Origin of the sequence: Paraburkholderia sp., from assembly GCF_047605525.1 — a bacterium.
In the GTDB taxonomy this organism is placed as follows: Bacteria; Pseudomonadota; Gammaproteobacteria; order Burkholderiales; family Burkholderiaceae; genus Paraburkholderia.
The window spans coordinates 1-24,026 of record NZ_JASGFN010000043.1; the positions used below are offsets into that span (position 1 = coordinate 1).

The 24,026-nt window shown below is 63.7% G+C and carries 22 protein-coding genes, 1 tRNA gene and 1 pseudogene; 11 read left to right on the plus strand and 13 right to left on the minus strand.

What is annotated here, in order from left to right; all coding sequences use genetic code 11:
* From QM685_RS35105 to QM685_RS35120, 4 genes are all read left to right on the plus strand, one after another.
* The coding region (locus QM685_RS35105) for a DUF3426 domain-containing protein (protein ID WP_415123850.1) at positions 1-624 on the plus strand (624 nt) is incomplete at its 5' end.
* A gap of 70 nt (positions 625-694) precedes the next feature.
* Positions 695-1,195 (plus strand): thiol peroxidase, encoded by a 501-nt coding sequence (gene tpx / locus QM685_RS35110; protein WP_331603344.1) that lies wholly within the window; start codon positions 695-697, stop codon positions 1,193-1,195.
* 97 nt (positions 1,196-1,292) lie between these two features.
* Positions 1,293-2,231, plus strand: a complete 939-nt coding sequence (locus QM685_RS35115; protein WP_415123851.1) for a carbohydrate kinase family protein — start codon at positions 1,293-1,295, stop codon at positions 2,229-2,231.
* Between the two features lie 25 nt (positions 2,232-2,256).
* A complete protein-coding gene (locus tag QM685_RS35120; RefSeq protein WP_415123852.1) occupies positions 2,257-2,733 on the plus strand; it encodes a hypothetical protein in 477 nt (158 codons plus the stop codon).
* A 333-nt stretch (positions 2,734-3,066) separates the two neighbouring features.
* On the opposite strand, the gene QM685_RS35125 is transcribed toward QM685_RS35120, so the two are convergent.
* From QM685_RS35125 to QM685_RS35155, 7 genes and pseudogenes are all read right to left on the minus strand, one after another.
* Positions 3,067-3,672 carry a histone H1-like DNA-binding protein gene (locus QM685_RS35125; RefSeq protein ID WP_415123891.1) on the minus strand — a complete coding sequence of 202 codons (606 nt, stop codon included), beginning with the start codon at positions 3,670-3,672 and terminating at the stop codon, positions 3,067-3,069.
* Between the two features lie 34 nt (positions 3,673-3,706).
* A pseudogene (locus QM685_RS35130) lies at positions 3,707-4,022 on the minus strand (hypothetical protein).
* Between the two features lie 86 nt (positions 4,023-4,108).
* Positions 4,109-5,341: a ribonucleotide-diphosphate reductase subunit beta gene (locus QM685_RS35135; protein ID WP_415123853.1), complete on the minus strand. Its 1,233-nt coding sequence runs from the start codon at positions 5,339-5,341 to the stop codon at positions 4,109-4,111.
* A gap of 598 nt (positions 5,342-5,939) precedes the next feature.
* Positions 5,940-8,966 (minus strand): ribonucleoside-diphosphate reductase subunit alpha, encoded by a 3,027-nt coding sequence (locus QM685_RS35140; RefSeq protein WP_415123854.1) that lies wholly within the window; start codon positions 8,964-8,966, stop codon positions 5,940-5,942.
* A gap of 523 nt (positions 8,967-9,489) precedes the next feature.
* Positions 9,490-10,086, minus strand: coding sequence for a 1,6-anhydro-N-acetylmuramyl-L-alanine amidase AmpD (ampD, locus tag QM685_RS35145; protein WP_415123855.1), 597 nt, complete (start codon positions 10,084-10,086; stop codon positions 9,490-9,492).
* A complete protein-coding gene (locus QM685_RS35150; RefSeq protein ID WP_415123856.1) occupies positions 10,083-10,379 on the minus strand; it encodes a PP0621 family protein in 297 nt (98 codons plus the stop codon). The genes ampD and QM685_RS35150 overlap by 4 nt, the downstream gene beginning before the upstream one ends.
* A 10-nt stretch (positions 10,380-10,389) precedes the next feature.
* Positions 10,390-11,319 (minus strand): inner membrane protein YpjD, encoded by a 930-nt coding sequence (locus QM685_RS35155; RefSeq protein ID WP_415123857.1) that lies wholly within the window; start codon positions 11,317-11,319, stop codon positions 10,390-10,392.
* Between the two features lie 83 nt (positions 11,320-11,402).
* Between QM685_RS35155 and ffh the strand changes: the two genes are divergently transcribed.
* Positions 11,403-12,770, plus strand: coding sequence for a signal recognition particle protein (gene ffh, locus QM685_RS35160; protein ID WP_415123858.1), 1,368 nt, complete (start codon positions 11,403-11,405; stop codon positions 12,768-12,770).
* Between the two features lie 145 nt (positions 12,771-12,915).
* Positions 12,916-13,467, plus strand: coding sequence for a hypoxanthine-guanine phosphoribosyltransferase (locus QM685_RS35165; RefSeq protein ID WP_415123859.1), 552 nt, complete (start codon positions 12,916-12,918; stop codon positions 13,465-13,467).
* A gap of 211 nt (positions 13,468-13,678) precedes the next feature.
* Here the strand turns inward: QM685_RS35165 and QM685_RS35170 are convergent, their stop codons facing one another.
* Together QM685_RS35170 and QM685_RS35175 are read right to left on the minus strand one after the other, a co-directional pair.
* Positions 13,679-14,278 carry a MarC family protein gene (locus QM685_RS35170; RefSeq protein ID WP_415123860.1) on the minus strand — a complete coding sequence of 200 codons (600 nt, stop codon included), beginning with the start codon at positions 14,276-14,278 and terminating at the stop codon, positions 13,679-13,681.
* 12 nt (positions 14,279-14,290) lie between these two features.
* Complete coding sequence (locus QM685_RS35175) at positions 14,291-16,027, minus strand: proline--tRNA ligase (RefSeq protein WP_415123861.1); 1,737 nt, start codon at positions 16,025-16,027, stop codon at positions 14,291-14,293.
* A gap of 303 nt (positions 16,028-16,330) precedes the next feature.
* Here QM685_RS35175 and QM685_RS35180 point away from each other — a divergent pair, with 303 nt between their 5' ends.
* Positions 16,331-17,065 carry an RNA pyrophosphohydrolase gene (locus QM685_RS35180; protein WP_415123862.1) on the plus strand — a complete coding sequence of 245 codons (735 nt, stop codon included), beginning with the start codon at positions 16,331-16,333 and terminating at the stop codon, positions 17,063-17,065.
* A 76-nt stretch (positions 17,066-17,141) separates the two neighbouring features.
* Positions 17,142-17,699: a CNP1-like family protein gene (locus QM685_RS35185; protein WP_415123863.1), complete on the plus strand. Its 558-nt coding sequence runs from the start codon at positions 17,142-17,144 to the stop codon at positions 17,697-17,699.
* Positions 17,700-17,832: 133 nt separating this feature from the next.
* Here the strand turns inward: QM685_RS35185 and proB are convergent, their stop codons facing one another.
* The 4 genes from proB to rplU form a co-directional block, all read right to left on the minus strand.
* The gene (gene proB / locus QM685_RS35190) at positions 17,833-18,951 is read right to left on the minus strand and encodes a glutamate 5-kinase (RefSeq protein ID WP_415123864.1); all 1,119 of its coding nucleotides are present in this window, start codon (positions 18,949-18,951) and stop codon (positions 17,833-17,835) included.
* Positions 18,952-19,020: 69 nt separating this feature from the next.
* Positions 19,021-20,142: an Obg family GTPase CgtA gene (gene cgtA, locus QM685_RS35195; RefSeq protein WP_415123865.1), complete on the minus strand. Its 1,122-nt coding sequence runs from the start codon at positions 20,140-20,142 to the stop codon at positions 19,021-19,023.
* A 240-nt stretch (positions 20,143-20,382) separates the two neighbouring features.
* Entirely contained in the window at positions 20,383-20,643 is a 261-nt protein-coding gene (gene rpmA / locus QM685_RS35200) for a 50S ribosomal protein L27 (RefSeq protein WP_018421868.1), read from the minus strand.
* 25 nt (positions 20,644-20,668) lie between these two features.
* Entirely contained in the window at positions 20,669-20,980 is a 312-nt protein-coding gene (gene rplU, locus QM685_RS35205; RefSeq protein WP_007180329.1) for a 50S ribosomal protein L21, read from the minus strand.
* Between the two features lie 286 nt (positions 20,981-21,266).
* Here rplU and QM685_RS35210 point away from each other — a divergent pair, with 286 nt between their 5' ends.
* From QM685_RS35210 to QM685_RS35220, 3 genes are all read left to right on the plus strand, one after another.
* On the plus strand, positions 21,267-22,259 hold the full coding sequence (locus QM685_RS35210) for a polyprenyl synthetase family protein (RefSeq protein WP_415123867.1): 993 nt from the start codon (positions 21,267-21,269) through the stop codon (positions 22,257-22,259).
* Between the two features lie 49 nt (positions 22,260-22,308).
* Positions 22,309-22,385, plus strand: a tRNA-Pro gene (locus QM685_RS35215).
* A gap of 286 nt (positions 22,386-22,671) precedes the next feature.
* Positions 22,672-23,883: an HlyC/CorC family transporter gene (locus QM685_RS35220; protein WP_415123869.1), complete on the plus strand. Its 1,212-nt coding sequence runs from the start codon at positions 22,672-22,674 to the stop codon at positions 23,881-23,883.
* Positions 23,884-24,026 lie beyond the last annotated feature (143 nt).

Consider the following 24,026-nt stretch of genomic DNA (forward strand, 5'->3'; position numbering starts at 1 on the left):
GCCACCGGCGGCCCAGGCGGTCCGCGCGCGCCCCGCGGCCCCGCGCCTGCCGCGTCGAGCGGCGAGCCGTTCTCGGTCAACCCCGTCAACGACGGCACCGATCCGTTCCCGGTCATGCGCGAAACCCGCCCCGCCGAAGCGCGGCGTGCCGGCTGGCTCGTGGCCGGCGTGGTGCTCGCGGTGTTGCTCGTGATCGCGCTGCTTGCGCAGCTCGCATGGTGGCAGCGCGAAACCGTCCAGGTCGCGATGCCGCGCTCGCAGATACTCTACGCGAAGGCCTGCGCGTATCTCGGCTGCCAGTTGACGCCGCCGCACGACATCGACGGACTGCTCGTCGAGCCATCCGATCTGCGCCAGATCGACGGCCCGCACAAGCTCGAACTGAAGATGCCGCTGCACAACCGCCTGAACATCGCGCTCGCCTATCCCGCGATCGAGCTCACGCTGCTCGATGACCAGAACAACGTCGCGGTGCGGCGCGTGCTGTGGCCGCAGGATTATGTGCCGCCCGGCACCGTGATCGCGGACGGCCTGCCCGCTCACGCGACGCAGACGATGATCGTGCATCTCGACACCGGCAACGCGGTCGCCTCCAATTTCCGCGTACAGATTTTTTATCCGTAACGCGCCCTCACGCGCCCGCCTCCGAGCGGGCGTTTTACTGTCATTACTGACGCAATTTCGGAGCACAACCATGAGTCAAGTCACGCTGGGTGGCAACCCGATCGAAGTAAGCGGCACGTTCCCGTCGGTGGGCCAGAAGGCCGCCGAGTTCTCGCTGGTCGGCAAGGACCTGAAACCGTTGTCGCTCGCCGACTTCGCCGGCAAGCGCAAGGTGCTCAACATCGTCCCGAGCCTCGACACACCGACCTGCGCGACCTCGACCCGCAAGTTCAACGAAGCCGCCGCGAAGCTCACCAACACGGCTGTGATCGTCGTGTCGGGCGACCTGCCGTTCGCCGCGTCGCGCTTCTGCACGACCGAAGGTATCGAGAACGTCGTGACGGCCTCGACGTTCCGCGGCCATGAATTCGCGCAAGCGTACGGCGTCGACGTGACGAGCGGCCCGCTGACCGGCCTGACGGCACGCGCGGTCGTCGTGATCGACGAAAACGACAAGGTCGTGCATGCCGAGCTGGTCGGCGAAATCAAGAACGAGCCGAACTACGACGCGGCACTCGCCGCGCTGAAGTAAGCTTCCCGCGCACGCACCCCGGCGCCGCGCCCTCCCGCGCGGCGCCGGGGCGGCATCGCGCGCATCTTTCCCCCGCTTTTTTACAGGAACGCTCGCCTTGGCTACGCTCATCTGCGGCTCGCTCGCCTACGACAACATCATGACCTTCGAAGGCCGTTTTCGGGAGCACATCCTGCCGGAGCAGGTCCACATCCTGAACGTGAGCTTTCTGGTGCCGACCATGCGCCGCGAGTTCGGCGGCTGCGCGGGCAACATCGCCTATGCGCTCAATCTGCTCGGCGGCGAAGCACGCATCATGGGCGCGATCGGCGCCGTCGACGCGCAGCTCTATCTGGACCGGCTCGCGCAGCTCGGCCTGTCGACGCAGAACGTGCTGGTCGTGCCCGACACCTACTCGGCGCAGGCGATGATCACGACCGACCTCGAGAACAACCAGATCACCGCGTTCCATCCGGGCGCGATGATGGAATCTCATCGCAACCGCGCCGACGAAGTGAAAGGCATCACGCTCGGCATCGTCGCGCCGGACGGCTACGACGGCATGGTCCAGCACGCCGAACAACTGGCCGCCACGGGCGTGCCGTTCATCTTCGATCCGGGCCAGGGTTTGCCGCTCTTCGACGGCGAGACGCTCCGGCGCATCATTGAACTTGCTACCTATGTCGCGGTCAACGACTACGAAGCCAGGCTGGTGAGCAACAAGACCGGCTGGTCGATCGAAGAGATCGCCGGCAAGGTCGACGCGCTGGTCGTCACGCTCGGTGAAAACGGTGCGCAGATCCATCACGACGGCGGCGTCGAGGAGATTCCGGCGGTCAAGGCAAAGCAGGTTCTCGATCCCACCGGTTGCGGCGATGCATTTCGCGGCGGCTTGCTGTACGGTATCGAGAACGGGCTGGGCTGGGCCACCACCGGCCGTCTCGCCAGTCTGATGGGCGCATTGAAAATCGAGCAGCAAGGCCCGCAAAACTATGCGCCCAGCCGGGCGGAAATCAACGAGCGGTTCAAGCAGGCCTTCGGATACGACCTGCCGTGATACCGCGAGCTATGGGAGTTTTGGAATGAGAACAACGAGTCGCCTGATCGTCGCCACCTTGATCGCCGGTTCACTGGCCATGTCGGGGTGTGCGGTCAACAGCAGTTCTCCCGACGTTTTCACCGCGTCGCAGGCGCAACGTGAACAGACGGTTCGCATGGGCACGGTGGATAGCGTGCGCGCGGTACGCATCAGTTCGAACAACGGCCAGCCGAGCGGCGTCGGCGCACTCGGCGGCGCGGCGCTCGGCGCGCTCGCCGGCAGCGCGATCGGCGGCGGCCGCGGCTCGGTGGCCACCGGTATCGTCGGCGGCATCGGCGGTGCGGTCGCTGGCAATGCGGTCGAGAACAGCACCGCGATGCGCGACGGCATCGAGATCACCGTGCGGCTCGACAACGGCGACATGCGCGCGATCACGCAAACTTCCACCGGCGAGATCTTCCGCGCCGGCGATCGCGTGCGGCTCCTGTCGAGCGGCGGCGTCACGCGCGTGACGCACTAACGGCCACCACCGGATTTTCCCTCCCGCCCGGCGGCGCGTAGTTCTCCCTCAGTTCTCCCGTCATTCTCCTGCCGCGCCGCCACGAAGACTTCACACGCATGCACCCTCACGGGTCCATGCGTGTTTTTTTCGTCCGCGTGTCGTTCATGCGTGCGCCGGCGTCAGCCGAACCTCACTCCCCGGCCATTCCCCATCGCCACGAGCGCCAGGCAAAAAAAAACCCGTCACCGGAAAACCGGTAACGGGACATTGACCGGGTGGCTCGCCCAAAGCTCGAGCACGACCCGGTCATCAGACACATCAGGCGATGTGTCGAAGTACATCTACTGCTTATTACGGACGGCTGCCCGTCGGGAACGGCCAGGCCGCTGCCGGGTTCAGCGCGGTCTTCACCGTCGCCGCCGGTGCGCTCGAGACAGCAGGCGCAGCGGGTGCAGGGGCAGCCTTCTTGGCGACAGCCTTCTTCGCAGGGGCAGCCTTCTTCGCAGGCGCAGCGGCCTTCTTCGCGGCAGCCTTCTTGGCAGGTGCAGCTTTCTTGGCGGCAGCCTTTTTCGCAGGCGCAGCCTTCTTGGCGGCAGTCTTTTTCGCAGCAGCCTTTTTCGCCGGTGCCGCTTTCTTCGCCGCGGCCTTCTTCGCCGGTGCCTTCTTCGCCGCAACCTTCTTCACTGCGGCTTTCTTCGCCGGTGCCTTCTTCGCCGCGACTTTCTTCGCCGCGACCTTCTTCACGGCGACTTTCTTCGCCGCCGCTTTCTTGGCCGGCGCCGCCTTCTTCGCAGCGACCTTCTTAGCCGCTACTTTCTTCGCAGCAACCTTCTTCACTGCGACCTTCTTGGCAGCGACCTTCTTGGCCGGAGCGGCTTTCTTGGCCGGAGCAGCCTTCTTTGCTGCGGTTTTCTTTGCTGCGGGCTTCTTGGCCGCGGCTTTCTTTGCAGTTGCCATCATTTTCTCCTTCAGGTTTCTAGATGAGGTCAGTTCAAACTACACACCCTTCGTCAAAACCCGCTTCCCGCGGGACGCTTTTCACGGCGCGCGCTACGAAGCGGGCTATTCATCGGCGTACGCAGGTGCAACGCGCTTACGCTAATGAATGCGGTAAGGCGCGCCGTGCCCCAAGGCACCGCGCGCCAGATCTGGTCGGCGTCGACTGGCGACGCCGGCAATTGCTTGATCGGGCCGCCGGCGATCACGCCAGCGGCTTTTTCGGGGGGGAAGTTTGCCCATCCCACTGAAGGGTTCGCAAAGTGCCTGTCATGTTTGTGGGCCGTCAAGGCACCGGGCACGCTTTGCATCAGGCCGTTCTGCTCCTAACCCAGGCTGCCGCGGCCACGGCCGGCGGCATCCCCGTCAATGAATACATCCGCGACGCGAACCCGGCTTACTCCCAGGAAAGCGCGCCGCCAGTCTGATATTCGATCACTCGCGTCTCGAAGAAATTGCGTTCCTTCTTCAGGTCGATCATCTCGCTCATCCACGGGAACGGGTTTTCCTCGTTCGGGTACAGCGGATCGAGACCGATCTGCTGGCAACGGCGGTTGCAGATGAAGCGCAGATAGCTCTTGAACATCGACGCGTTGAGGCCGAGCACGCCGCGCGGCATCGTATCCTCGGCGTAGCGATATTCGAGCTCGACCGCCTGCTGGAAGAGCACGCGGATTTCGGCGCGGAACTCCGCCGTCCACAGATGCGGGTTTTCGAGTTTGATCTGGTTGATCAGGTCGATGCCGAAATTGCAGTGCATCGACTCGTCGCGCAGGATGTACTGGTACTGCTCCGCCGCGCCGGTCATCTTGTTCTGGCGGCCGAGCGCCAGGATTTGAGTAAAGCCGACGTAGAAGAACAGGCCCTCCATCACACAGGCGAACACGATCAGCGAGCGCAGCAGCGTCTGGTCTGCCTCGAGCGTACCGGTCTTGAAGGCCGGGTCGGTCAGCACGTGGATGTACGGGATCAGGAATTCGTCTTTCGCGCGGATCGACGGAACCTCGTGATACGCGTTGAAGATTTCGCCCTCGTCGAGACCGAGCGACTCGACGATGTACTGGTAGGCGTGCGTGTGGATCGCCTCTTCGAACGCCTGGCGCAGCAGGAACTGGCGGCATTCGGGCGCCGTGATGTGGCGGTAGGTGCCCAGCACGATGTTGTTGGCGGCGAGCGAGTCGGCCGTCACGAAGAAGCCCAGGTTGCGCTTGACGATGCGGCGTTCGTCCTCGGTCAGCCCGTTCGGGTCTTTCCACAGGGCGATGTCGCGCGACATGTTCACTTCCTGCGGCATCCAGTGGTTGGCGCAACCAGCCAGATATTTTTCCCAGGCCCACTTGTACTTGAACGGCACCAACTGATTGACGTCGGTCTGGCCGTTGATGATGCGCTTGTCGGCGACATTGACGCGCGCTTCGGAAGCGGCTGCGCCGGCGACCGGGTTGGCAACATGAGCGACGGGAGCGACAGCGATGTCGTTCGCGAAGACTTCTTGCGCCGAGGGAGCATGGGGAACGGAACGCGTTCCGATTTGCGAACCCACAGCCGATCCCGCAGCGTTGCGCAACACGTTCGGTTGCGTCGCGCTCGAGGGAGTTACGGCAGTGATCTCGTCATCCCAGTTGAGCATAAATGTCACCATCAATTTAGAACGGTTTGTACCATCTTTTCACGAGCGATAAAAGAGTTCGCTCGCGAAAACGCCTGTTTTCGATTCGCGTTGCTACGTTCATACAACACTTTGTTCAATCGATCGTGTGTGATGCGTCGGATGAAGCGTGTCGAACGCGTGTTGAAGATGTGTTGCCGAGATGCTTCGCGAACTCGAAGAGCAACGCTTCGTCACGACGTTTCGCTGCTCTATCTATCTGTGCTGCGCAGTGCGTTCGACGCTTGCCATCGCGCTTGCCGTCGCGCTTGTCAGTGCTCTCTCCAGCTTCGCGCGCGTCGCTCATCGCGAGAGTGGATGTGAGCCGCGCTGGCTGTCTTCGTCGGCGTTCGCGAGTGAAGTTCGATGCCATGTCGAACGATGTACGCGACCGCCGATGTTGGCCGCCCGTTGTTCACCCCGTCGATCGAAGCGTCCGAACGGTGAAACTTCGATCCCGCTCGCCGCTCATCGGCCTGCGTCTACTTCATCCGCGCCGGGTACGTCGCTCGCTGCATGCGGGTCATCACCTACGACCTCGCGCTGTCAGCAAGCAACGCTCCCGATACTTGCCGCCTGCTTACTGGCAAGCCTCGCACTCGTCGAAGCCAGGATCTCCCGGACGCATCATGCACACCGGACCATCCGCTTCGGGTGCTGCTTCGGCCGCAACCGCCGACGCCGCGGCAATCGCTCCCGCCGCTGCCACAGCCGCTGCCTGGAAGCCGCCTGCCGAGCCGCCCGCGGCACCGCCGCTCACGCCGAAGCCGCCCGCCGCGCCGCCCGCGCCACCCGAGCCGTCATGACCCGAGCTCACCGCGTTCAGCGCGCCGTGCGCGACCGTCGACTTCTCGACGTGCGTCGCCGCCATCGTGCGCAGGTAGTAAGTGGTCTTCAGACCGCGCAGCCATGCGAGCTTGTAGATCTCGTCGAGCTTCTTGCCCGACGCGCCCGCCATATAGATGTTCAGCGACTGCGCCTGGTCGATCCACTTCTGACGGCGCGAGGCCGCCTCGACGAGCCACGCCGGATCGACTTCGAACGCGGTCGCGTAGATCGCGCGCAGGTCGGCCGGGATGCGGTCGATGCGCGACAGCGTGCCGTCGAAATACTTCAGGTCGGCGACCATCACTTCGTCCCACAGGCCGCGCGCCTTCAGGTCGCGCACCAGGTAGTCGTTGACCACCGTGAATTCGCCCGACAGGTTCGACTTCACGTACAGGTTCTGATAGGTCGGCTCGATGCACGCCGACACGCCGATGATGTTCGAGATCGTCGCGGTCGGCGCGATCGCGATGCAGTTCGAGTTGCGCATGCCGTAGGTCGCAATGCGCGAGCGCAGCGCGCTCCAGTCCATCGACTCGCTCGAATCGACTTCGACATAGCCGCCGCGCGCGTCGGCGAGCAGCTTCAGCGTGTCTTGCGGGAGGATGCCGCGATCCCACAGCGAGCCGCGGTAGCTCGAGTAGCGGCCGCGCTCCTCGGCGAGCTCGGTCGACGCGTAGTACGCGTAGTAGCAGACCGCTTCCATCGAACGATCGGCGAACTCGACTGCCTCCTGCGACGCGTACGGCGTGCGCAGCACGTGCAGGCAGTCCTGGAAGCCCATGATCCCGAGGCCGACCGGACGGTGCTTCAGGTTCGAGTTACGCGCCTTGGCGACCGCGTAGTAATTGATGTCGATCACGTTGTCGAGCATGCGCATCGCGACGCTGACCGTGCGCTTCAGCTTGTCGTGGTCGAGCGCGAGCGTGCCGTCGGCCTGCTCCTTCAGGTGCGCGACGAGGTTCACCGAGCCGAGGTTGCAGACGGCGATTTCGGCGTCGCTCGTGTTCAGCGTGATTTCCGTGCACAGGTTCGACGAGTGGACGACGCCGACGTGCTGTTGCGGCGAGCGCACGTTGCACGGATCCTTGAACGTGATCCACGGGTGGCCGGTTTCGAACAGCATGCCGAGCATCTTGCGCCACAACTGCGCCGCCGGAAGCTTCTTGAACAGCTTGATCTCGCCGCGCGCGACCTTGTCTTCGTAAGCCGTGTAAGCCGCTTCGAACTCGGCGCCGAACTTGTCGTGCAGGTCCGGGCAGGTGGACGGCGAGAACAGCGTCCAGTCGCCGCCTTCCATCACGCGCTTCATGAACAGGTCGGGAATCCAGTTCGCGGTGTTCATGTCGTGCGTGCGGCGGCGGTCGTCGCCGGTGTTCTTGCGCAGCTCGAGGAATTCCTCGATGTCGAGGTGCCACGATTCGAGGTACGCGCACACCGCGCCCTTGCGCTTGCCGCCCTGGTTCACGGCGACCGCCGTGTCGTTGACGACCTTCAGGAACGGCACCACGCCCTGCGACTTGCCGTTGGTGCCCTTGATGTGCGAGCCGAGCGCGCGCACGCGCGTCCAGTCGTTGCCGAGGCCGCCGGCGAACTTCGACAGCAGCGCGTTTTCCTTCAGCGCTTCGTAGATGCCGTCGAGGTCGTCGTCGACCGTGGTCAGGTAGCACGACGACAGCTGCGAGCGGCGCGTGCCCGAGTTGAACAGCGTCGGCGTGGACGACATGAAGTCGAAGCTCGACAGCACGTTGTAGAACTCGATCGCGCGCGCTTCGCGGTCGATCTCGTTCAACGACAGGCCCATCGCGACACGCATAAAGAATGCCTGCGGCATTTCGATACGGACGTTGTCGTGATGCAGGAAGTAGCGGTCGTACAGCGTCTGCAGACCGAGGTAGCCGAACTGAAGGTCGCGGTTCGCGTCGAGCGCGGCGCCGAGGCGCTTCAGGTCGAACTGCAGCAGCTTGTCGTCGAGCAGCTCGGCTTGCACGCCGCGCTTGATGAACTGCGGGAAGTACTCGGCATAGCGCTCGCCCATTTCGGCTTGCGTGACTTCCTCTTCGAGGATTTCGCGGCGGATCGTGTGCAGCAGGATGCGCGCGGTGACCTGGCTGTACGCCGGGTCTTTTTCGATCATCGTGCGCGCGGCGAGGATGGCCGAGTCGTAGACCTGGCTCATCGGCACGCCGTCGTACAGGTTCTTCACCGTTTCGGCGAGGATCGGCTCGGCGCTCACCGCGTCGCCCAGGTTCGCGCACGCGGACTCGATGATGCCGCGCAGTGCCGCGAGATCGAGCGGACGCGTGATGCCGTTGTCGGTCACGTTCAGGCCCGACGTGCCGGCGCTTTCCGCATGCTCGTCATGCGCGCGCGCCTGGTTGCGCTTCTCGCGGTACAGCACGTACGCGCGCGCGACGTTGTGTTCGCCGCCGCGCATCAGCGCGAGCTCGACCTGATCCTGGATGTCTTCGATATGGAACGTGCCGCCGTTCGGGCGGCTGCGCACCAGCGCGCGCACCACGTTCTGCGTGAGTTGCTCGACCAGTTCGCGCACCCGCGCCGACGCCGCGCCCTGACCACCGTTGACGGCGAGGAACGCCTTCGTCACGGCGATCGCGATTTTCGACGGCTCGAACGACACCACACTGCCGTTGCGGCGGATCACCTTGTAGTCGGCATAGTTCGCTTGCGGCGCGAGCGCCTGCGCGCCCTGGGTCTGGCCGAACGCGTGGCCAGTCGGTGAGCCCTCGTGCCGGGTCGTCACGTTGTCGGTGGTTTGCATGTGCAAAGCTCCTGGTCTTGGAAATGGCGGCGAGTGCCGCGGATTAAATCGAACGCCGCGCCGCCGCGAGCGCGAGCGATGAGGTGCAGGAAGGCCGGCGGAGCCGGTTGGCGGGATGCGACTGCGAGGAAGCCTGGTTCGATTTGATGTCGGTCTTCATCGGGTATGTCGCGATCACTGGCTGGGTCCTTTCCTGAATGCTTCCGGATGCCGCCGGAGATCCCCCTACCGGCCGCGCCCCAGGAATTTTTCGCTGCCTGGAATGCTTGCGGCGCCATGCTCGGAGAGCGGGGCGCCGCGGACTTATACACTCAGTTATTCACATGGTTATGCACAGACAACACAACATATAGTGCAAAACCGTGTTCGTGGCACTAAGTATAGTGGAGATTCGAGACAGGTCAAATTGATTTATTTGTGCCGGAAGGGTTGACTTTTTTCGTCGAGCGGGCAGACGGCATCTCGCGGAGAGCGAGGCAGCGCCTTGTTCTCCGGGCTTCGCGCGGGCTCGCGTGAGGGGCGGTTACGGCGTGTCGGAAAACTTGAGATAGGGGAAATACCGAGCATCGAGCGAGGTATCGCGCCGCAGCCTCGGCCAGTCGAAATGCGGACCGGGATCGGTCTTGCGTCCGGGCGCGATGTCGGCGTGACCGGCGAGCGCATCGATCGGATAGCGTGCCTTCAGCGCGCTCACGAGCGCGGCGAGCGTGCGGTATTGCGCCGCTTCGAAGGCGGTGGTGTCGCTGCCCTCGAGCTCGATGCCGATCGAGAAATCATTGCAGCGCTCGCGGCCGAAAAAATTCGACGGCCCCGCGTGCCATGCGCGTTCGTTGCAGGACACGAACTGCTCGAGCGCGCCGTCGCGAAGAATCACGAAATGCGCGGACACGCGCACGCCGCGCAGATGCGTGTCGTAGTACGGATGGGCGTCGCAGTCGAGCGTGTTGCGGAACAGGTCGGCAATCGCGGTGCCGCCGAACTCGTTCGGCGGCAGGCTGATGCTGTGGACGACGATCAGCGTCGGCACCGCGCCTTGCGGCCGCGTCTCGAAGTTCGGCGACGGCAGCTTGCGCGCGGTGGGAACCCAGCCATCGGAGTCGACGGTGTACGCGCCGCTCATCGGGCGTCGCGACCCGAAGGACGCGCGCCATGGCGCTGCGCGTGCGCGGCGCAGCAGAAGGTCTGCCCCGCCACGCTCACCGAGTCGCTCTTCGGCGCATGCACGCCGCACTCGGCGCAGCGGATCATCGGCTCGGCAAGCTGCGGCTGTCCATTTGAGGCGCGCGCGGCGCCGTTCGCGCCACGCGCGCCGGAACCGTTGCGTTGCGCGGTTTGCGCGTCGTGACGGCGCAGCGCCTTCACGAGCCATTGCCCGACGATGAACAGCAGGATCAGCAAAAAGATTTGTCGCATGGGGACACGCTCACACTACAGGCCGGTGCAACAGCACCTCGAAAACAAAACGGCTGCCGACGTACGCGAGCAACAGCGCGACGAACGAGGCCAGCACCCAGCGCAATGCCGCACGGCCGCGCCAGCCGGATACCTTGCGCGCGGTCAGCAGCGCGCCGAACATCACCCACGAAAGAATCGCGAACACGGTCTTGTGATCGAGCCGCAACGCGCGGTCGACCAGTTGCTCGCTGAACAGGATGCCGGAGACGAGCGTCAGCGTGAGCAGCACGAAGCCGGCACCGATCAGGCGGAACAGCAGCTTCTCGAGCGTGAGCAGCGGCGGCAGCGTGTCGAGCCAGCTCGACCACCAGCCGTTGCCGGACGCAGCCGCATGCCGTTGCGCGAGGCCGCCGCGCATCGAATGTAAACGCCGCTCGACCGCGAGCATCAGCACCGCATGCAGCGCCGCGATCGCGAAGAGACCATACGCGATATTCGCGATCAGGAAGTGCAGCTTGAACATCGGCGCGGCCGCGTACGGCAGCACGCGCACGCCGTTGAACGCGAGCGGCAGCAGCGACGCGACGCACGCGAGCGGCAACACCAGCAGCCGCAAGCCGTCGAGCGGGAAGAAAAAGCTCTCTATCCAGTAGATGCCGGCACCGAGCCAGAACATTGCCGACAGCGCGAACGCGAAGCCGAACACCATCGCGTTCTGCGGGAAGATCGTGGTGTGCAGCAGCACGCCATGCACGAGCAGCGCGACGAACAGCAGCGCGCGCCCCGGTGCGCTCATGCCGGAGGCGGCAGAGACACCCGCGCCCGGCGCACCGTTGGCGGGCAGCGGCGGCACGCTGCCGAGCAGCGGCCGCGCGGCCGCGTGCCGGTGCGAGCGCCAGCCGGCCACGGCGAGGCCGCCGTAGAGAAGCGCCGTGAGGGCATACAGTACAATATCCATATTCGAAGTTTACACTAGGCCCCTACTCCGCGACGTCTTGCACTTCGCGCGCTGCCCGGGCCCCACCGTTCATCGCTCCCCCCATGCTCGACAATCTGACTCAACGGATGGCGCGCGTCGTCAAGACGCTGCGCGGCGAAGCCCGGCTCACCGAGGCGAACACCCAGGAAATGCTGCGCGAGGTGCGTCTCGCCCTGCTCGAGGCCGACGTGGCGCTGCCCGTCGTGCGCGAGTTCATCGCGAAGGTGAAGGAGAAGGCGCTCGGCGAGGAAGTGATCGCCAGCCTGTCGCCGGGTCAGGCGCTCGTCGGCGTGGTGCAGCGCGAGCTGACCGCGGTGATCGGCGGCGACTACGAAGGCAAGGCTTCCGAGCTCAATCTCGCGGTCACGCCGCCCGCGGTCATCCTGATGGCGGGTCTGCAGGGTGCCGGCAAGACGACCACGGTCGGCAAGCTCGCGAAGCTGCTGCGCGAGAAGTACAAGAAGAAGGTGCTGACCGTTTCGTGCGACGTCTATCGTCCCGCCGCTATTGCGCAGTTGAAAACGGTGACCGGGCAGGTCGGCGCCGACTTCTTCCCGTCCGAGCCGAACCAGAAGCCGGTCGACATCGCGCGCGCCGCGCTCGACTGGGCCAGGCGCCACTATCACGACGTGCTGCTCGTCGACACGGCCGGCCGCCTCGGCATCGACGAAGCGATGATGCAGGAAATCGCCGCGCTGCACGCCGAGCTGAAGCCGGCGGAAACGCTCTTCGTCGTCGACGCGATGCTCGGCCAGGATGCGGTCAACACCGCGAAGGCGTTCAGCGACGCGCTGCCGCTCACCGGCGTCGTGCTCACCAAGCTCGACGGCGACTCGCGCGGTGGCGCGGCGCTGTCGGTGCGTCACGTGACGGGCAAGCCGGTCAAGTTCGTCGGCGTCGCCGAAAAGCTCGACGGCCTCGAAGTGTTCCATCCGGACCGGATGGCGAGCCGCATTCTCGGCATGGGCGACATCCTCGCGCTCGTCGAGGAAGCTCAGCGCGGCGTCGACGTGCAGGCCGCGCAGAAGCTCGCCGACAAGGTCAAGAAAGGCGGCGACTTCGACCTCAACGATTTCCGCGCGCAACTCACGCAGATGAAGGGCATGGGCGGCCTGTCGTCGCTGATGGACAAGCTGCCCGCGCAGTTCCAGCAGGCCGCGGCCGGCGCCGACATGAGCCAGGCCGAGAAGCAGATGCGCCGCATGGAAGGCATCATCAATTCGATGACGCCGGCCGAGCGCGCGAAGCCCGAACTCATCAAGGCGACCCGCAAGCGCCGCATCGCCGCGGGCGCGGGCGTGCAGGTGCAGGAGGTCAACCGGATGCTGAACCAGTACGAGCAGATGCGCACGATGATGAAGAAGCTCAAGGGCGGCAATCTGCAAAAGATGATGCGCGGCATGAAGGGTATGCTGCCCGGCATGCGCTAAGCTTGATGGGACGGCGCTCCCCCGGCGCGGCTGACTTCGGACCCGCGCGGGTTTATTCTGTACCGCGTGCCGCCGTCCTTCGCGGGAACGTCCCTCGGGGCGTCCCCACTCACACTATGTATACAGTTATCGCCCGTCAGACGTCATGAACCGCGAAGAAGCCCTCCACATTTTTCAACATTCCGAAGAGATCGTTTCGGCCTCGGACGTCAGTGCATCGATCACCCGCATGGCGGCCGCCATCCGCGACGAGATGAGCGAGGATTTCCCACTCGTGCTGTCGGTGATGGGCGGCGCCGCGGTGTTTACCGGCATGCTGCTGCCGCACCTCGATTTCCCGCTCGAGTTCGATTACATCCATCTGACGCGCTATCGCAACACCACCAAGGGCAGCAACGAGATGCAGTGGCGTGTCGCGCCCGCCGAGTCGGTAAAGGACCGCGTCGTGCTCGTGCTCGACGACATCCTCGACGAAGGCGAAACGATGGCGGCGATCCGCGACCGCATCCTCGCGATGGGCGCGAAGCGCTTCCTGTCCGCGGTGCTGTGCGAGAAGATCATTTCGAAGGCCAAGCCGCTGCGTCCCGATTACTGCGGCTTCGAAGTGCCGGATCGTTATGTGTTCGGCTGCGGGATGGATGCGAAGGGGTATTGGCGTAATCTGCCGACCATTCGAGCGCTGACTGAGGCGGTGTGAGCGCAGGAAGCGCGTAACCCGCGTGTAAGCGCGACGCCTGGGCGGTGCCTGGCGGTGCCTGAAGCCGCTGTCGTGCGGCATGCATGCCGGTCTTCCTGCCGGCCCGGCTCTTGCCGGCTTCTTCACCGGCATAAAAAAAGCAGCCTGCGTGGCTGCTTTTTTTATGGCTGCGCCGTCGGCGGCAGGTTCGTGTTGCCCACCGGTTGCCGCATCACAGCTTGTGCACGAAAGAGCGGATGCCGCCCAGCATCATCTCGACCGAAATCGCCACGAGCACGAGGCCCATCAGCCGCTCGAACGCCGCCATCGTACGTTCGCCGAGCCATGTCTGAATGCGCTCGGCCAACATCAGCACGATGGCGCAGACGATCATCGTGACGGTCAGCGCGCCGATCCACTCGAACATCTTGCCGGGCGCCTGCGACGTCAGCAGCATCACCGTTGCGAGCGCCGACGGGCCGGCGAGCGCCGGAATCGCGAGCGGCACGATCAATGGCTCGCCGCCACGCGCGTCGCCGCCGAACGGACCGTCCGGATGCGGGAACACCATGCGCAGCGCGATCAGAAACAGCACGATCCCGCCGCCGATGCGCAGCGACTGGTCGGAGAGACTCATCATGCGCAGAAAGCCCTGACCGAGCACCATGAACACCAGCAGGATCGCAAACGCGATCGCGACCTCGCGCAGGATGACGACCGTGCGACGCTCGGGCGCCACGCCGCGCAGGCTGCTGATGAAGATCGGGATGTTGCCGATCGGATCGGTAATCAGAATCAGCAGCACGGTCGCGGACAGGAAGGTGTACTCCACTGCCCGCTCCGCTTAGCGCGCGAGTGCCGCGCGCACTTTGCCAATCACGGCCTGAGCGGCGTCCTCGACCGGCAACAGCGTCGCTTCGGCGTCGCGGCGGCCCTGGTATTCGAGCTTGCCGTCCTTCAGGCCACGGTCGCCGATCACGAGACGATGCGGCACGCCGATCAGCTCCCAGTCGGCGAACATCACACCCGGCCGCTCGCCTCGATCGTCGAGGATTACGTCGATGCCCGCGGCGACGAGCTCCGCGTACAGCTTGTCGGCCTGCTCGCGCACCGCGTCGCTGCGGTCATAGCCCATCGGGCACAGCACGACTTCGAACGGCGCGATCGATTCCGGCCAGATGATGCCCTTGTCGTCGAAATTCTGTTCGATCGCGGCGCCGAGAATACGCGTGACGCCAATGCCGTAGCAGCCCATTTCCATCGGCCGCGGCTTGCCGGTCTCGTCGAGGCAGGTCGCGTTCATCGCTTCCGAATACCTGGTGCCGAGCTGGAACACGTGGCCCACTTCGATGCCGCGGCAGATGTCGATCACGCCCTTGCCGTCCGGCGACGGATCGCCCTTCTTCACGTTGCGGATGTCCGCGACGACCGGCTCCGGCAGATCGCGGCCCCAGTTCACGCCGGTGATGTGATAGTCGACCTCGTTCGCGCCGACCACGAAGTCGCTCATGTTCGCGACCGTGCTGTCCGCGATCACGTTGACCGGCTTCTTCGTGTTGATCGGGCCGAGGTAGCCCGGCGGCGTGCCGAAAGTCTCGATGATCTCGGCCTCGGTCGCCATGCGGAAATCGGCGAGGCCGGGCTGCTTGCCGACCTTGATCTCGTTCAGATCGTGGTCGCCGCGCAGCATCAGCAGCCAGATGGTCGGCGCGGCGCCTTCGTTTTCGGTGGCGAGGATCACCGACTTGATCGTGCGCTCGAGCGGAATGTTCAGCAGCTCGGCGACGGCCTCACACTTCGCCTTGCCCGGCGTCGCGGTCTTCTTCATCTCCTCGGCGGGCGCCGCGCGCTGCGCGATCAGCGGCAGCGCGTCGGCCGCCTCGACGTTCGCGGCGAAATCGGAGGTCGGGCAATAGGCGATGGCGTCTTCACCGGTGTCGGCAATCACGTGGAATTCGTGCGAGCCGCTGCCGCCGATCGAGCCGTTATCGGCCGCCACCGCGCGGAACTCGAGGCCGAGGCGCGTGAAGATGCGCACGTACGCGTCGTACATCTTGCGATACGACTCGCGCAGACCCTCGATGTCCTTGTCGAACGAATACGCGTCTTTCATGATGAATTCGCGGCCGCGCATCACGCCGAAACGCGGACGGATTTCATCGCGGAACTTCGTCTGCACCTGATAGAAGTTCACCGGCAACTGACGGTAGCTCTTGATCTGGTTGCGCGCGATGTCGGTCACGACTTCCTCGTGCGTCGGCCCCATCACGAAGTCGGCCTGCTTGCGGTCCTTGAAGCGCAGCAACTCGGGGCCGTACTTTTCCCAGCGGCCCGATTCCTGCCACAGCTCGGCCGGCTGCACGGCCGGCATCAGCAGTTCGATGGCGCCCGCCCGGTTCATTTCCTCGCGCACGATCGCTTCCACTTTACGGATCGAACGCAGGCCGATCGGCAGATAGTTATAGATACCGCCCGCGACGCGACGGATCATGCCCGCGCGCACCATGAGCTTGTGGCTGATGATTTCGGCGTCGGCAGGCGCTTCTTTCAGGGTGCCGATAAAGAAACGGGAGGCTTTCATTCAGATTGTCCAAAAGCGGCGGCTCCGGAGGGACCGCCCGAAAAGGTGAAAACGTTGGGGAAATCGATACAGATCCGATGCCGGGCCGGCGCGGCTCGCCCGACCGGCGGCGGCACGCGGCCCCCGAGCGGCGCCGAAACCACCGCGCAAAGCCGTCGCACAAGGGATAAGGCACGGAAAACCGACAGGCTACCGCAAACACGGCCTGTTGCGGCGAATCGTTCCAATCTTCGTCGATTCGGTGCGTCGGGTCCGTTATCTGTTTATAATCAAAGCAATTTTAAAGGATTCGAAGGTGGTTGTATGCTGGATCGTGAAGGCTTTCGCCCGAACGTCGGCATCATCCTCTTGAACGCGCACAACGAGGTGTTTTGGGGCAAACGGCTCCGTGAACATTCCTGGCAGTTTCCGCAAGGGGGCATCAAATATGGTGAGACCCCCGTGCAAGCGATGTATCGGGAGTTACACGAAGAAACCGGGCTGCTTCCTGAGCACGTCAAGGTGATCGGTCGCACGCGCGACTGGTTGCGTTACGAGGTGCCTGACAAGTTCATAAAGCGCGAAGTACGCGGTCATTACCGCGGCCAGAAACAAATCTGGTTCTTGCTCCGGATGGTGGGACGCGACTGCGACATCTGCTTGCGCGCCACCGACCACCCTGAGTTCGATGCGTGGCGCTGGAACGAATATTGGGTGCCGCTCGACTGTGTGATCGAGTTCAAGCGGGATGTGTATCAGTTGGCGCTGACGGAGCTGTCCCGTTTCATGCGCCGGCCTGCGCCGCGTGCGGAAAAATCTGGCGGGCATCATGGGTCGCGTTATCCGCGGATAGCGTCGTCAATGCAGAACCCGCCAGATTCCACGGCAAGCATGGTCGCTTCCGTGAGTTCGGTCAGCGTCGAGACATCGACGCGCGTGCTGATCGTGTCGGATTGCGGTTCCGGCAGGAATGCGAGGCCCGTGCATGAACGCGAAACAGTCGGCGAAGCGGCCGACGAAACCGCTGTCCCGCTGGTCAGACCGGGCATGCGCGATTAACAATTCCAGGCAGCCGTCCACGCTGCCTCTCTCTGGCGCGGCTTTCAGGCCGCGCTCGTATTTCGAGGGAATCATATTGAAAGCATTTGCACTCGCCGTGGCGTGCGTCGCCACCGGCGCCCTGCTGGCAGGCTGCTCGAGCGCCGGCAAACCCACCAACAAAGACGACAGCGCGTTCACTTACCTGCTGGACCGCAAGAGCAACTGGGTTGAAAACAAGGTGGACACGTTGCCGCCGCTGCCGACGGACGCGAATCTGCTGCCGTTCGAAGTCTCCGGCAACACGCCACTGCAATTTGCGATCGACAGGAACTCGGTTAGCGTCGGCACCGACGGCGTCGTGCGTTACACGGTGGTCGTGACAAGCCCGAGCGGCGCGCGCAACGTCAATTACGAAGGCATCCGTTGCGACACCTATGAATGGCGTCTGTACGCGGGCCTGAACGCAGATCACGACGGCTGGGATACGGCGGTCGCCAATGAGTTTTCGCGCATCGGGAACGGCGCGTTGAACGCCTACCATGCCGCGCTGTATCAGGACTATATGTGCGCGAACAAGATGCCTACTGGCAGCGCGAAGCAGATCGTCGAGAACATCCGCTACAAGCGTACGCAGACGTCGTTGATTCACTGAGTTGCGGTCGTGGGCGCCTTCCTGGGTACCGCCGCGCCTGAGTAACGCGATCGAGTAAGTCTCCCGGACGTGAAAAAGCCGTTCCAGCCTGCGCTGGAACGGCTTTTTTGTGCTTGCAATGGGCTCTACGAAATCAAAGCAGCACGAGATTGTCGCGATGGATCAGCTCCGGCTCGAGCATGTAGCCGAGTACCGATTCGATCTCGCCGCTCGGGCGCCGCTGGATCAGCCTGGTTTCCGCGCTGCTGTAGTTCGTCAAACCGCGCGCCACCTCACGCCCCGACGGGCTCAGGCAAGCGATCACCTCGCCGCGCGCAAACACGCCCTGCACGCCGACGATGCCGATAGGTAGCAGGCTCTTGCCGCCGGCGGTCAACTTCTCGACCGCGCCATCGTCGATCACGACGTGCCCGCGCACCTGCAAGTGATCCGCCATCCATTGCTTGCGCGCCGCCATGCGCGCGGTACGAGCGATTAACTGCGTGCCGATTGCCTCGCCCGATGCGAGCCGCAACAGCACATCTGTTTCGCGCCCACTCGCGATCACCGTATTGGCGCCGCTATGGGCCGCTCGCTTGGCGGCGAGGATCTTGGTAAGCATGCCGCCGCGGCCGAGGCTCGAGCCCGCGCCGCCGGCCATCGCCTCGAGATCCGGCGCACCGGCGTCGGCCTGCTGGACGAGCGTCGCTGTAGGATCCTTGCGCGGATCGGCGGTAAAGAGGCCCTGCTGATCCGTGAGAATGACGAGCGCGTCACCTTCGATCAGATTGGCAACCAGCGCGCCGAGCGTGTCGTTATCGCCGAACTTGATCTCGTCGGTCACGACCGTGTCGTTTTCGTTGATGATCGGCACGACGCCAAGGCGCAGCAACGTGAGCAACGTGGAGCGCGCGTTCAGATAGCGCTCGCGGTCGGCGAGGTCAGCGTGCGTGAGGAGAATCTGCGCGGTCTGGATAGAATGTTCGGCGAAGCGGCTTTCGTACACCTGCGCGAGCCCCATCTGGCCGACTGCCGCGGCTGCCTGCAGCTCGTCGATTTCGCGCGGACGCTTCGTCCAGCCGAGGCGCTGCATGCCCTCGGCGATCGCGCCCGAACTGACCAGCACCACTTCCTTGCTCTGCGCGCGCAGTGCGGCAATCTGCGCGGCCCAGCGGCCGATCGCCGCATGATCGAGGCCGCGCCCGTCGTTCGTGACGAGGCTCGAGCCGACTTTCACTACCAATCGCCGTGAATCTGCGATGACGGAACGCATTGTGCGCTGTCTCCCAAGATGACGCGTGATGCATGCCGGCAGCCCGCCGTTGGCGCCGGCGCTCGAGTTTTATTCCTGCGGCCCGTTGTTCGATTCACCTGCCGCGGCCGATAACTCCGGCCCTTCGCGAAAACGCACATCGGAAGCGAGATCTTCGGCTTCAGCCGCGCGCTGCGCGTCGGAGTGCTTGGCAAGATAGTCGAACACCGCGTAGCAAAGGTTTTCACAACCCTGACCAGTCAGCGCCGAGATTTCGAACACCGGGCCGTCCCAGCCGAAGCCTTCGAGAAAAGCCGCGACGCGCGCTTCGCGCTCGTCTTCGGGCACCATGTCGAGCTTGTTCAGCACGAGCCAGCGCGGCTTCTGATAGAGCTGTTCGTCGTACTTGCGCAGCTCGTTGACGATCGCCTTCGCTTCCGCGACAGGATCGATCGACTCGTCGAACGGCGCAATGTCGACGATGTGCAGCAGCAAGCCAGTGCGCTGCAGGTGGCGCAGAAACTGATGACCGAGGCCAGCGCCTTCGGCCGCGCCTTCGATCAGCCCGGGAATGTCGGCGATCACGAAGCTGCGGCTCGGCCCGACGCGCACCACGCCGAGATTCGGCGCGAGCGTCGTGAACGGGTAATCGGCGATTTTCGGCTTCGCGTTCGATACCGACGAGATAAACGTCGACTTGCCCGCGTTCGGCATGCCAAGCAGACCGACGTCGGCCAGCACCTTCAGCTCGAGACGCACCATGCGGCGCTCTCCCGGCTTGCCGTCTGTTTTCTGACGCGGCGCGCGGTTCGTGCTCGACTTGAAATGCAGGTTGCCAAGCCCCCCTGCGCCGCCCTGCGCGATTTGCACGCTCTGATTGTGCTCGGTCAGATCGGCGATCAGCTCGCCGGTCTCCATGTCCGTGATCGTGGTACCGACTGGCATGCGCAGCGTGATGTCGTCGCCGCCCTTGCCGTAGCAGTCCGAACCGCGGCCGTTTTCGCCGTTGCGCGCCTGATGCTTTTTCGCATACCGGTAGTCGATCAGCGTGTTGATGTTGCGATCCGCAACCGCGATCACGCTGCCGCCGCGGCCGCCGTCACCGCCATCCGGACCGCCAAATGGAACGAATTTCTCGCGGCGCATCGACGCGCTGCCATCCCCTCCGTCGCCGGCGATGACTTCAATCCTCGCTTCGTCAATGAACTTCATGAGTAACTCCGTGCCGTATGGGCTGCCTGATTGTGTCGCAGGGGTACTGCACCTGGATTCTGCTATTTTGCCGCGCGCATCGCGCGTCGATCAATCGACCGAACGGCATAGCCACCAGTGAGGTGACGAGCGCCCGGCTTCACCGCTGAAGCGCAGCGGCAAAGAAGTCGCCGCAATAAAAAAGGCCCCGCAAACTTCGCGGGGCCTTTTTCCGGTCCTGAAGCCCGTGCCTGATTAAGCTCAGGCGGCCGGGACGACGGAAACGGTGTGCTTCTTCGCAGCGCCCTTCGTCGAGAACTGGACGTGGCCGTCTTTCAGCGCGAACAGGGTGTGATCCTTGCCCATGCCGACGTTTTCGCCAGCGTGCATGCGCGTGCCGCGCTGACGCACGATGATGCCGCCGGCGTTGATAGCCTGGCCGCCGAAAACCTTCACGCCGAGGCGCTTCGATTCGGAGTCGCGGCCGTTACGTGACGATCCGCCTGCCTTTTTGTGTGCCATTTGATTTGCTCCTTAACCGGTGCGCTTACGCGTTGATCGCGTCGATGCGCAGTTCGGTATAGTTCTGGCGGTGGCCGCCATGCTTCTGGTAGTGCTTCCGGCGACGCATCTTGAAGATGGTCACTTTCGCGTGACGACCTTGCGACACGACGGTAGCCTTGACGGAAGCCCCACTGACCAGCGGCGTACCGAATTTAATCGATTCGCCTTCGCCCACTGCGAGAACCTGGTCGAGCGTGATTTCAGCGTCAATGTCTGCCGGTATCTGTTCTACTTTAAGTTTTTCGCCGACGGCAACTTTATACTGCTTGCCACCGGTTTTTATGACCGCGTACATTGAGAACCTCACTCTGTATTCATTTTTCCCACGCACCGCGCGCGGAAACTCTCAATTATACATAGAGTTAGCTGCTCGGTCAAAACCGGCTTCCTCACCCGCTTTTCACCCCCGCTTCGCTGCCTTTTTTACGCCCCTTGCGCGCCGCCGCGCGCAGATCCCATCGCTCCACACTGGGCCCCGGCGCGTAGTCCCGCGGCCGCTCCGAACGCAACCGCGCCGCAGCCGACGACCCGGAAACGCCCTGATCGCCTTATAATTCGCGGCACTACCCAATTCAGCCATCATGTCGTCGACCGCCACCCCCTCCCCCAACGTCGCCAGCCTGCTTGCTCCGATCGCCGAAGACATGCAGCAGGTCAATCGCGTCATCAGGCAACGTCTTGCGTCCGACGTGATGCTGATCAACCAGATTTCCGAGTACATCATCAGTGCCGGCGGCAAACGGCTGCGGCCCGCGCTGTTGCTGCTGGTGGCCGGCGCTCTGGGCGACACGACGGGGCATCGGCACGAGCTGGCCGCGGTCGTCGAATTCATCCACACGGCCACGCTGCTGCATGACGACGTGGTCGACGAATCCGACCTGCGGCGCGGCCGCCAGACCGCCAATGCGCTCTTCGGCAACGCCGCGAGCGTGCTGGTCGGCGATTTCCTTTACTCGCGCTCGTTCCAGATGATGGTCGGCGTGGGCAAGATGCGCGTGATGGAGATTCTTTCGGAGGCGACCAACATCATCTCCGAGGGCGAAGTGCTGCAATTGCTGAACATGCACGACGCGGACGTCGACGAAGCCCGCTATATGCAGGTGATCCGCTACAAGACCGCCAAGCTGTTCGAAGCAGCCGCCCAGCTCGGCGCTGTACTGGCTGGCGCGGATGCGAAAACCGAAGCCGCCGCCGCGGAATATGGCCGCCGCATCGGCACCGCGTTCCAGATCATGGACGACTGGCTCGATTACACGGGCACGGCCGAATCGATGGGCAAGAACGCCGGCGACGATCTGCGCGAAGGCAAGCCAACGCTGCCGCTCATCTATCTGATCGAACGCGGCACGCCGGAGCAGTCGGCGCTCGCGCGCGAAGCAATCGAGCAGGGCGGCACCGATCGTTTCGACACGATTTTCGACGCGATCACGCGTTCGGGCGCGCTCGATCACACGCTCGAATGCGCGAAACAGGAAGCTCAGGCCGCCGCCGCCGCAATTTCTTCGTTTCCTCGTTCCATTTTTAAAGAGAGCCTGCTAGAATTATGTTCTTACTCGACGGCGAGACAGTCTTGAATGAGACTGAAACGCCGGATTAGTCTGAATCGAGTCAGCAGCACCAGATCGGGGTGTAGCTTAGCCTGGTAGAGCGCTACGTTCGGGACGTAGAGGCCGGAGGTTCGAATCCTCTCACCCCGACCAGATTTCCCTTGTTAGCTCAAGGTTCGAAAAACCGCCGCAGCGACGCTCGGCGGTTTTTTTGTTTCCGCGGCGATTTTTCATTGCCGCGCGGCCTACCGCCCCAGCACGTCATTCGTTTCGCCGCCGTCCGCCACGCGTGCGGTACGCGCCAACCCCTCTGCTATATTCTCTCCATCCTTTCCCTCATTTTTCACGACGCGTGGAACAACTTCCCTTATGGGCGCAGATCGGCGCCGTCTTTCTGCTGCTCATCTGCTCCTCCTTCTTTTCCATTTCCGAGACAGCGATGATGGCCCTCAACCGCCATCGCCTGAAATATCTCGCCAGCCGGAACGCGTTCGGCGCGAAAACCACCCAAGGCCTGCTCGCACACACCGATCAGTTGCTGAGCGTCATCCTGATCGGCAACAATCTGTTCAACACGATCATTCCGGTGCTCACCACCTCGATCGCGCTGCACACGTTCGGCCGTAACAGCCTCGTGCTGTCGATCGCGACCGGCATCGTCGCGTTCCTGATCATCGTATTCGCGGAAATCACACCGAAGATCGTCGGTGCGACGTTCCCCGAGAAAATCGCGCTGCCGGCGAGCCTGCTGATCGGTCCGCTGATGCGCGCCGCGAAACCGCTGATCTGGTTCGTCAATCTGTTCGCCAACGGCATCCTGCGCGTGCTGCACATCAATACGAAAGGCGCGCGCGAGCAGCGGCTGTCCACCGAAGAACTGCGCACCATCGTGCTCGAGTCAGGCAGCTTCATGCCGACCAAGCACCGCAGCATCCTGCTGAACCTGTTCGATCTCGAAAACATTTCCGTCGAAGACGTGATGATCCCGCGCCGCCGTATCGAGGCGCTCGACTTCGACGCACCGTTCGAGCAGATCCTGCACCAACTGGAAACCTGTTATCACAACAAGCTGATCGTCTACCAGGGCGATATCGACCGGGTGCTCGGTGTGCTGCACGTGCGCAAGACGCTCGCGGCCCTGCACAACCAGGAGCTGGAGCGCGACACCTTGCGCGAACTGCTGACCGAGCCGTATTTCGTGCCGACCGGCACGCCGGTCTTCCAGCAACTGCAATATTTCCAGGAAAGCCGGCAGCGCACCGCGCTCGTCGTCAACGAGTACGGCGAGCTGGAAGGTCTCGTCACGCCGGAAGACATCATCGAAGAGCTGATCGGCGAATTCACGACGTCGATTCCGCGCAGCGCCAGTTCGCGCGGCGGCTGGAACGAGGCGGGCGAATGCATCGTCGCGGGCAGCATGCCGCTGCGCGAGCTGAACCGCTGGCTGCAACTCACACTGCCCACCGACGGCCCAAAGACCCTCAACGGCCTGATTCTCGAAATCCTGGAAGACATCCCCGACGGCGACGTCTGCGTGCAAATCGGCGACACCAGGCTCGAAGTAATGCGCAGCGACGATCAGGCGATCCGCACCGTCAAGCTGTTCAAGCCGCCATCGCGCACGAAGGGCGGCAAGGCAAGACCGGGCTGAAATCCGCGCGGTCAGGCACTCACCGCCACTGACTCGCGCTCAGCATCGCACATCGCCGCGGCGCGCGCCATTAGCCGAATGGCTGAATGGCGCCCTCGCGCGCACTGCCGGAAGATGAAGCCGTCACGTTCAACAGGCGGCTC

Bases quoted from the DNA above. Each gene is read 5' to 3' on its own strand.
- cgtA (WP_415123865.1), bottom strand. From the start codon at position 20,142: ATGAAGTTCATTGACGAAGCGAGGATTGAAGTCATCGCCGGCGACGGA.
- QM685_RS35140 (WP_415123854.1), bottom strand. From the start codon at position 8,966: ATGCAAACCACCGACAACGTGACGACCCGGCACGAGGGCTCACCGACT.
- QM685_RS35120 (WP_415123852.1), top strand. From the start codon at position 2,257: ATGAGAACAACGAGTCGCCTGATCGTCGCCACCTTGATCGCCGGTTCA.
- proB (WP_415123864.1), bottom strand. From the start codon at position 18,951: ATGCGTTCCGTCATCGCAGATTCACGGCGATTGGTAGTGAAAGTCGGC.
- rpmA (WP_018421868.1), bottom strand. From the start codon at position 20,643: ATGGCACACAAAAAGGCAGGCGGATCGTCACGTAACGGCCGCGACTCC.
- QM685_RS35180 (WP_415123862.1), top strand. From the start codon at position 16,331: ATGCTGGATCGTGAAGGCTTTCGCCCGAACGTCGGCATCATCCTCTTG.
- QM685_RS35165 (WP_415123859.1), top strand. From the start codon at position 12,916: ATGAACCGCGAAGAAGCCCTCCACATTTTTCAACATTCCGAAGAGATC.
- ffh (WP_415123858.1), top strand. From the start codon at position 11,403: ATGCTCGACAATCTGACTCAACGGATGGCGCGCGTCGTCAAGACGCTG.
- tpx (WP_331603344.1), top strand. From the start codon at position 695: ATGAGTCAAGTCACGCTGGGTGGCAACCCGATCGAAGTAAGCGGCACG.
- QM685_RS35210 (WP_415123867.1), top strand. From the start codon at position 21,267: ATGTCGTCGACCGCCACCCCCTCCCCCAACGTCGCCAGCCTGCTTGCT.
- QM685_RS35220 (WP_415123869.1), top strand. From the start codon at position 22,672: ATGATGGCCCTCAACCGCCATCGCCTGAAATATCTCGCCAGCCGGAAC.
- ampD (WP_415123855.1), bottom strand. From the start codon at position 10,086: ATGAGCGGCGCGTACACCGTCGACTCCGATGGCTGGGTTCCCACCGCG.
- QM685_RS35150 (WP_415123856.1), bottom strand. From the start codon at position 10,379: ATGCGACAAATCTTTTTGCTGATCCTGCTGTTCATCGTCGGGCAATGG.
- QM685_RS35135 (WP_415123853.1), bottom strand. From the start codon at position 5,341: ATGCTCAACTGGGATGACGAGATCACTGCCGTAACTCCCTCGAGCGCG.
- QM685_RS35125 (WP_415123891.1), bottom strand. From the start codon at position 3,672: ATGGCAACTGCAAAGAAAGCCGCGGCCAAGAAGCCCGCAGCAAAGAAA.
- rplU (WP_007180329.1), bottom strand. From the start codon at position 20,980: ATGTACGCGGTCATAAAAACCGGTGGCAAGCAGTATAAAGTTGCCGTC.
- QM685_RS35155 (WP_415123857.1), bottom strand. From the start codon at position 11,319: ATGGATATTGTACTGTATGCCCTCACGGCGCTTCTCTACGGCGGCCTC.
- QM685_RS35175 (WP_415123861.1), bottom strand. From the start codon at position 16,027: ATGAAAGCCTCCCGTTTCTTTATCGGCACCCTGAAAGAAGCGCCTGCC.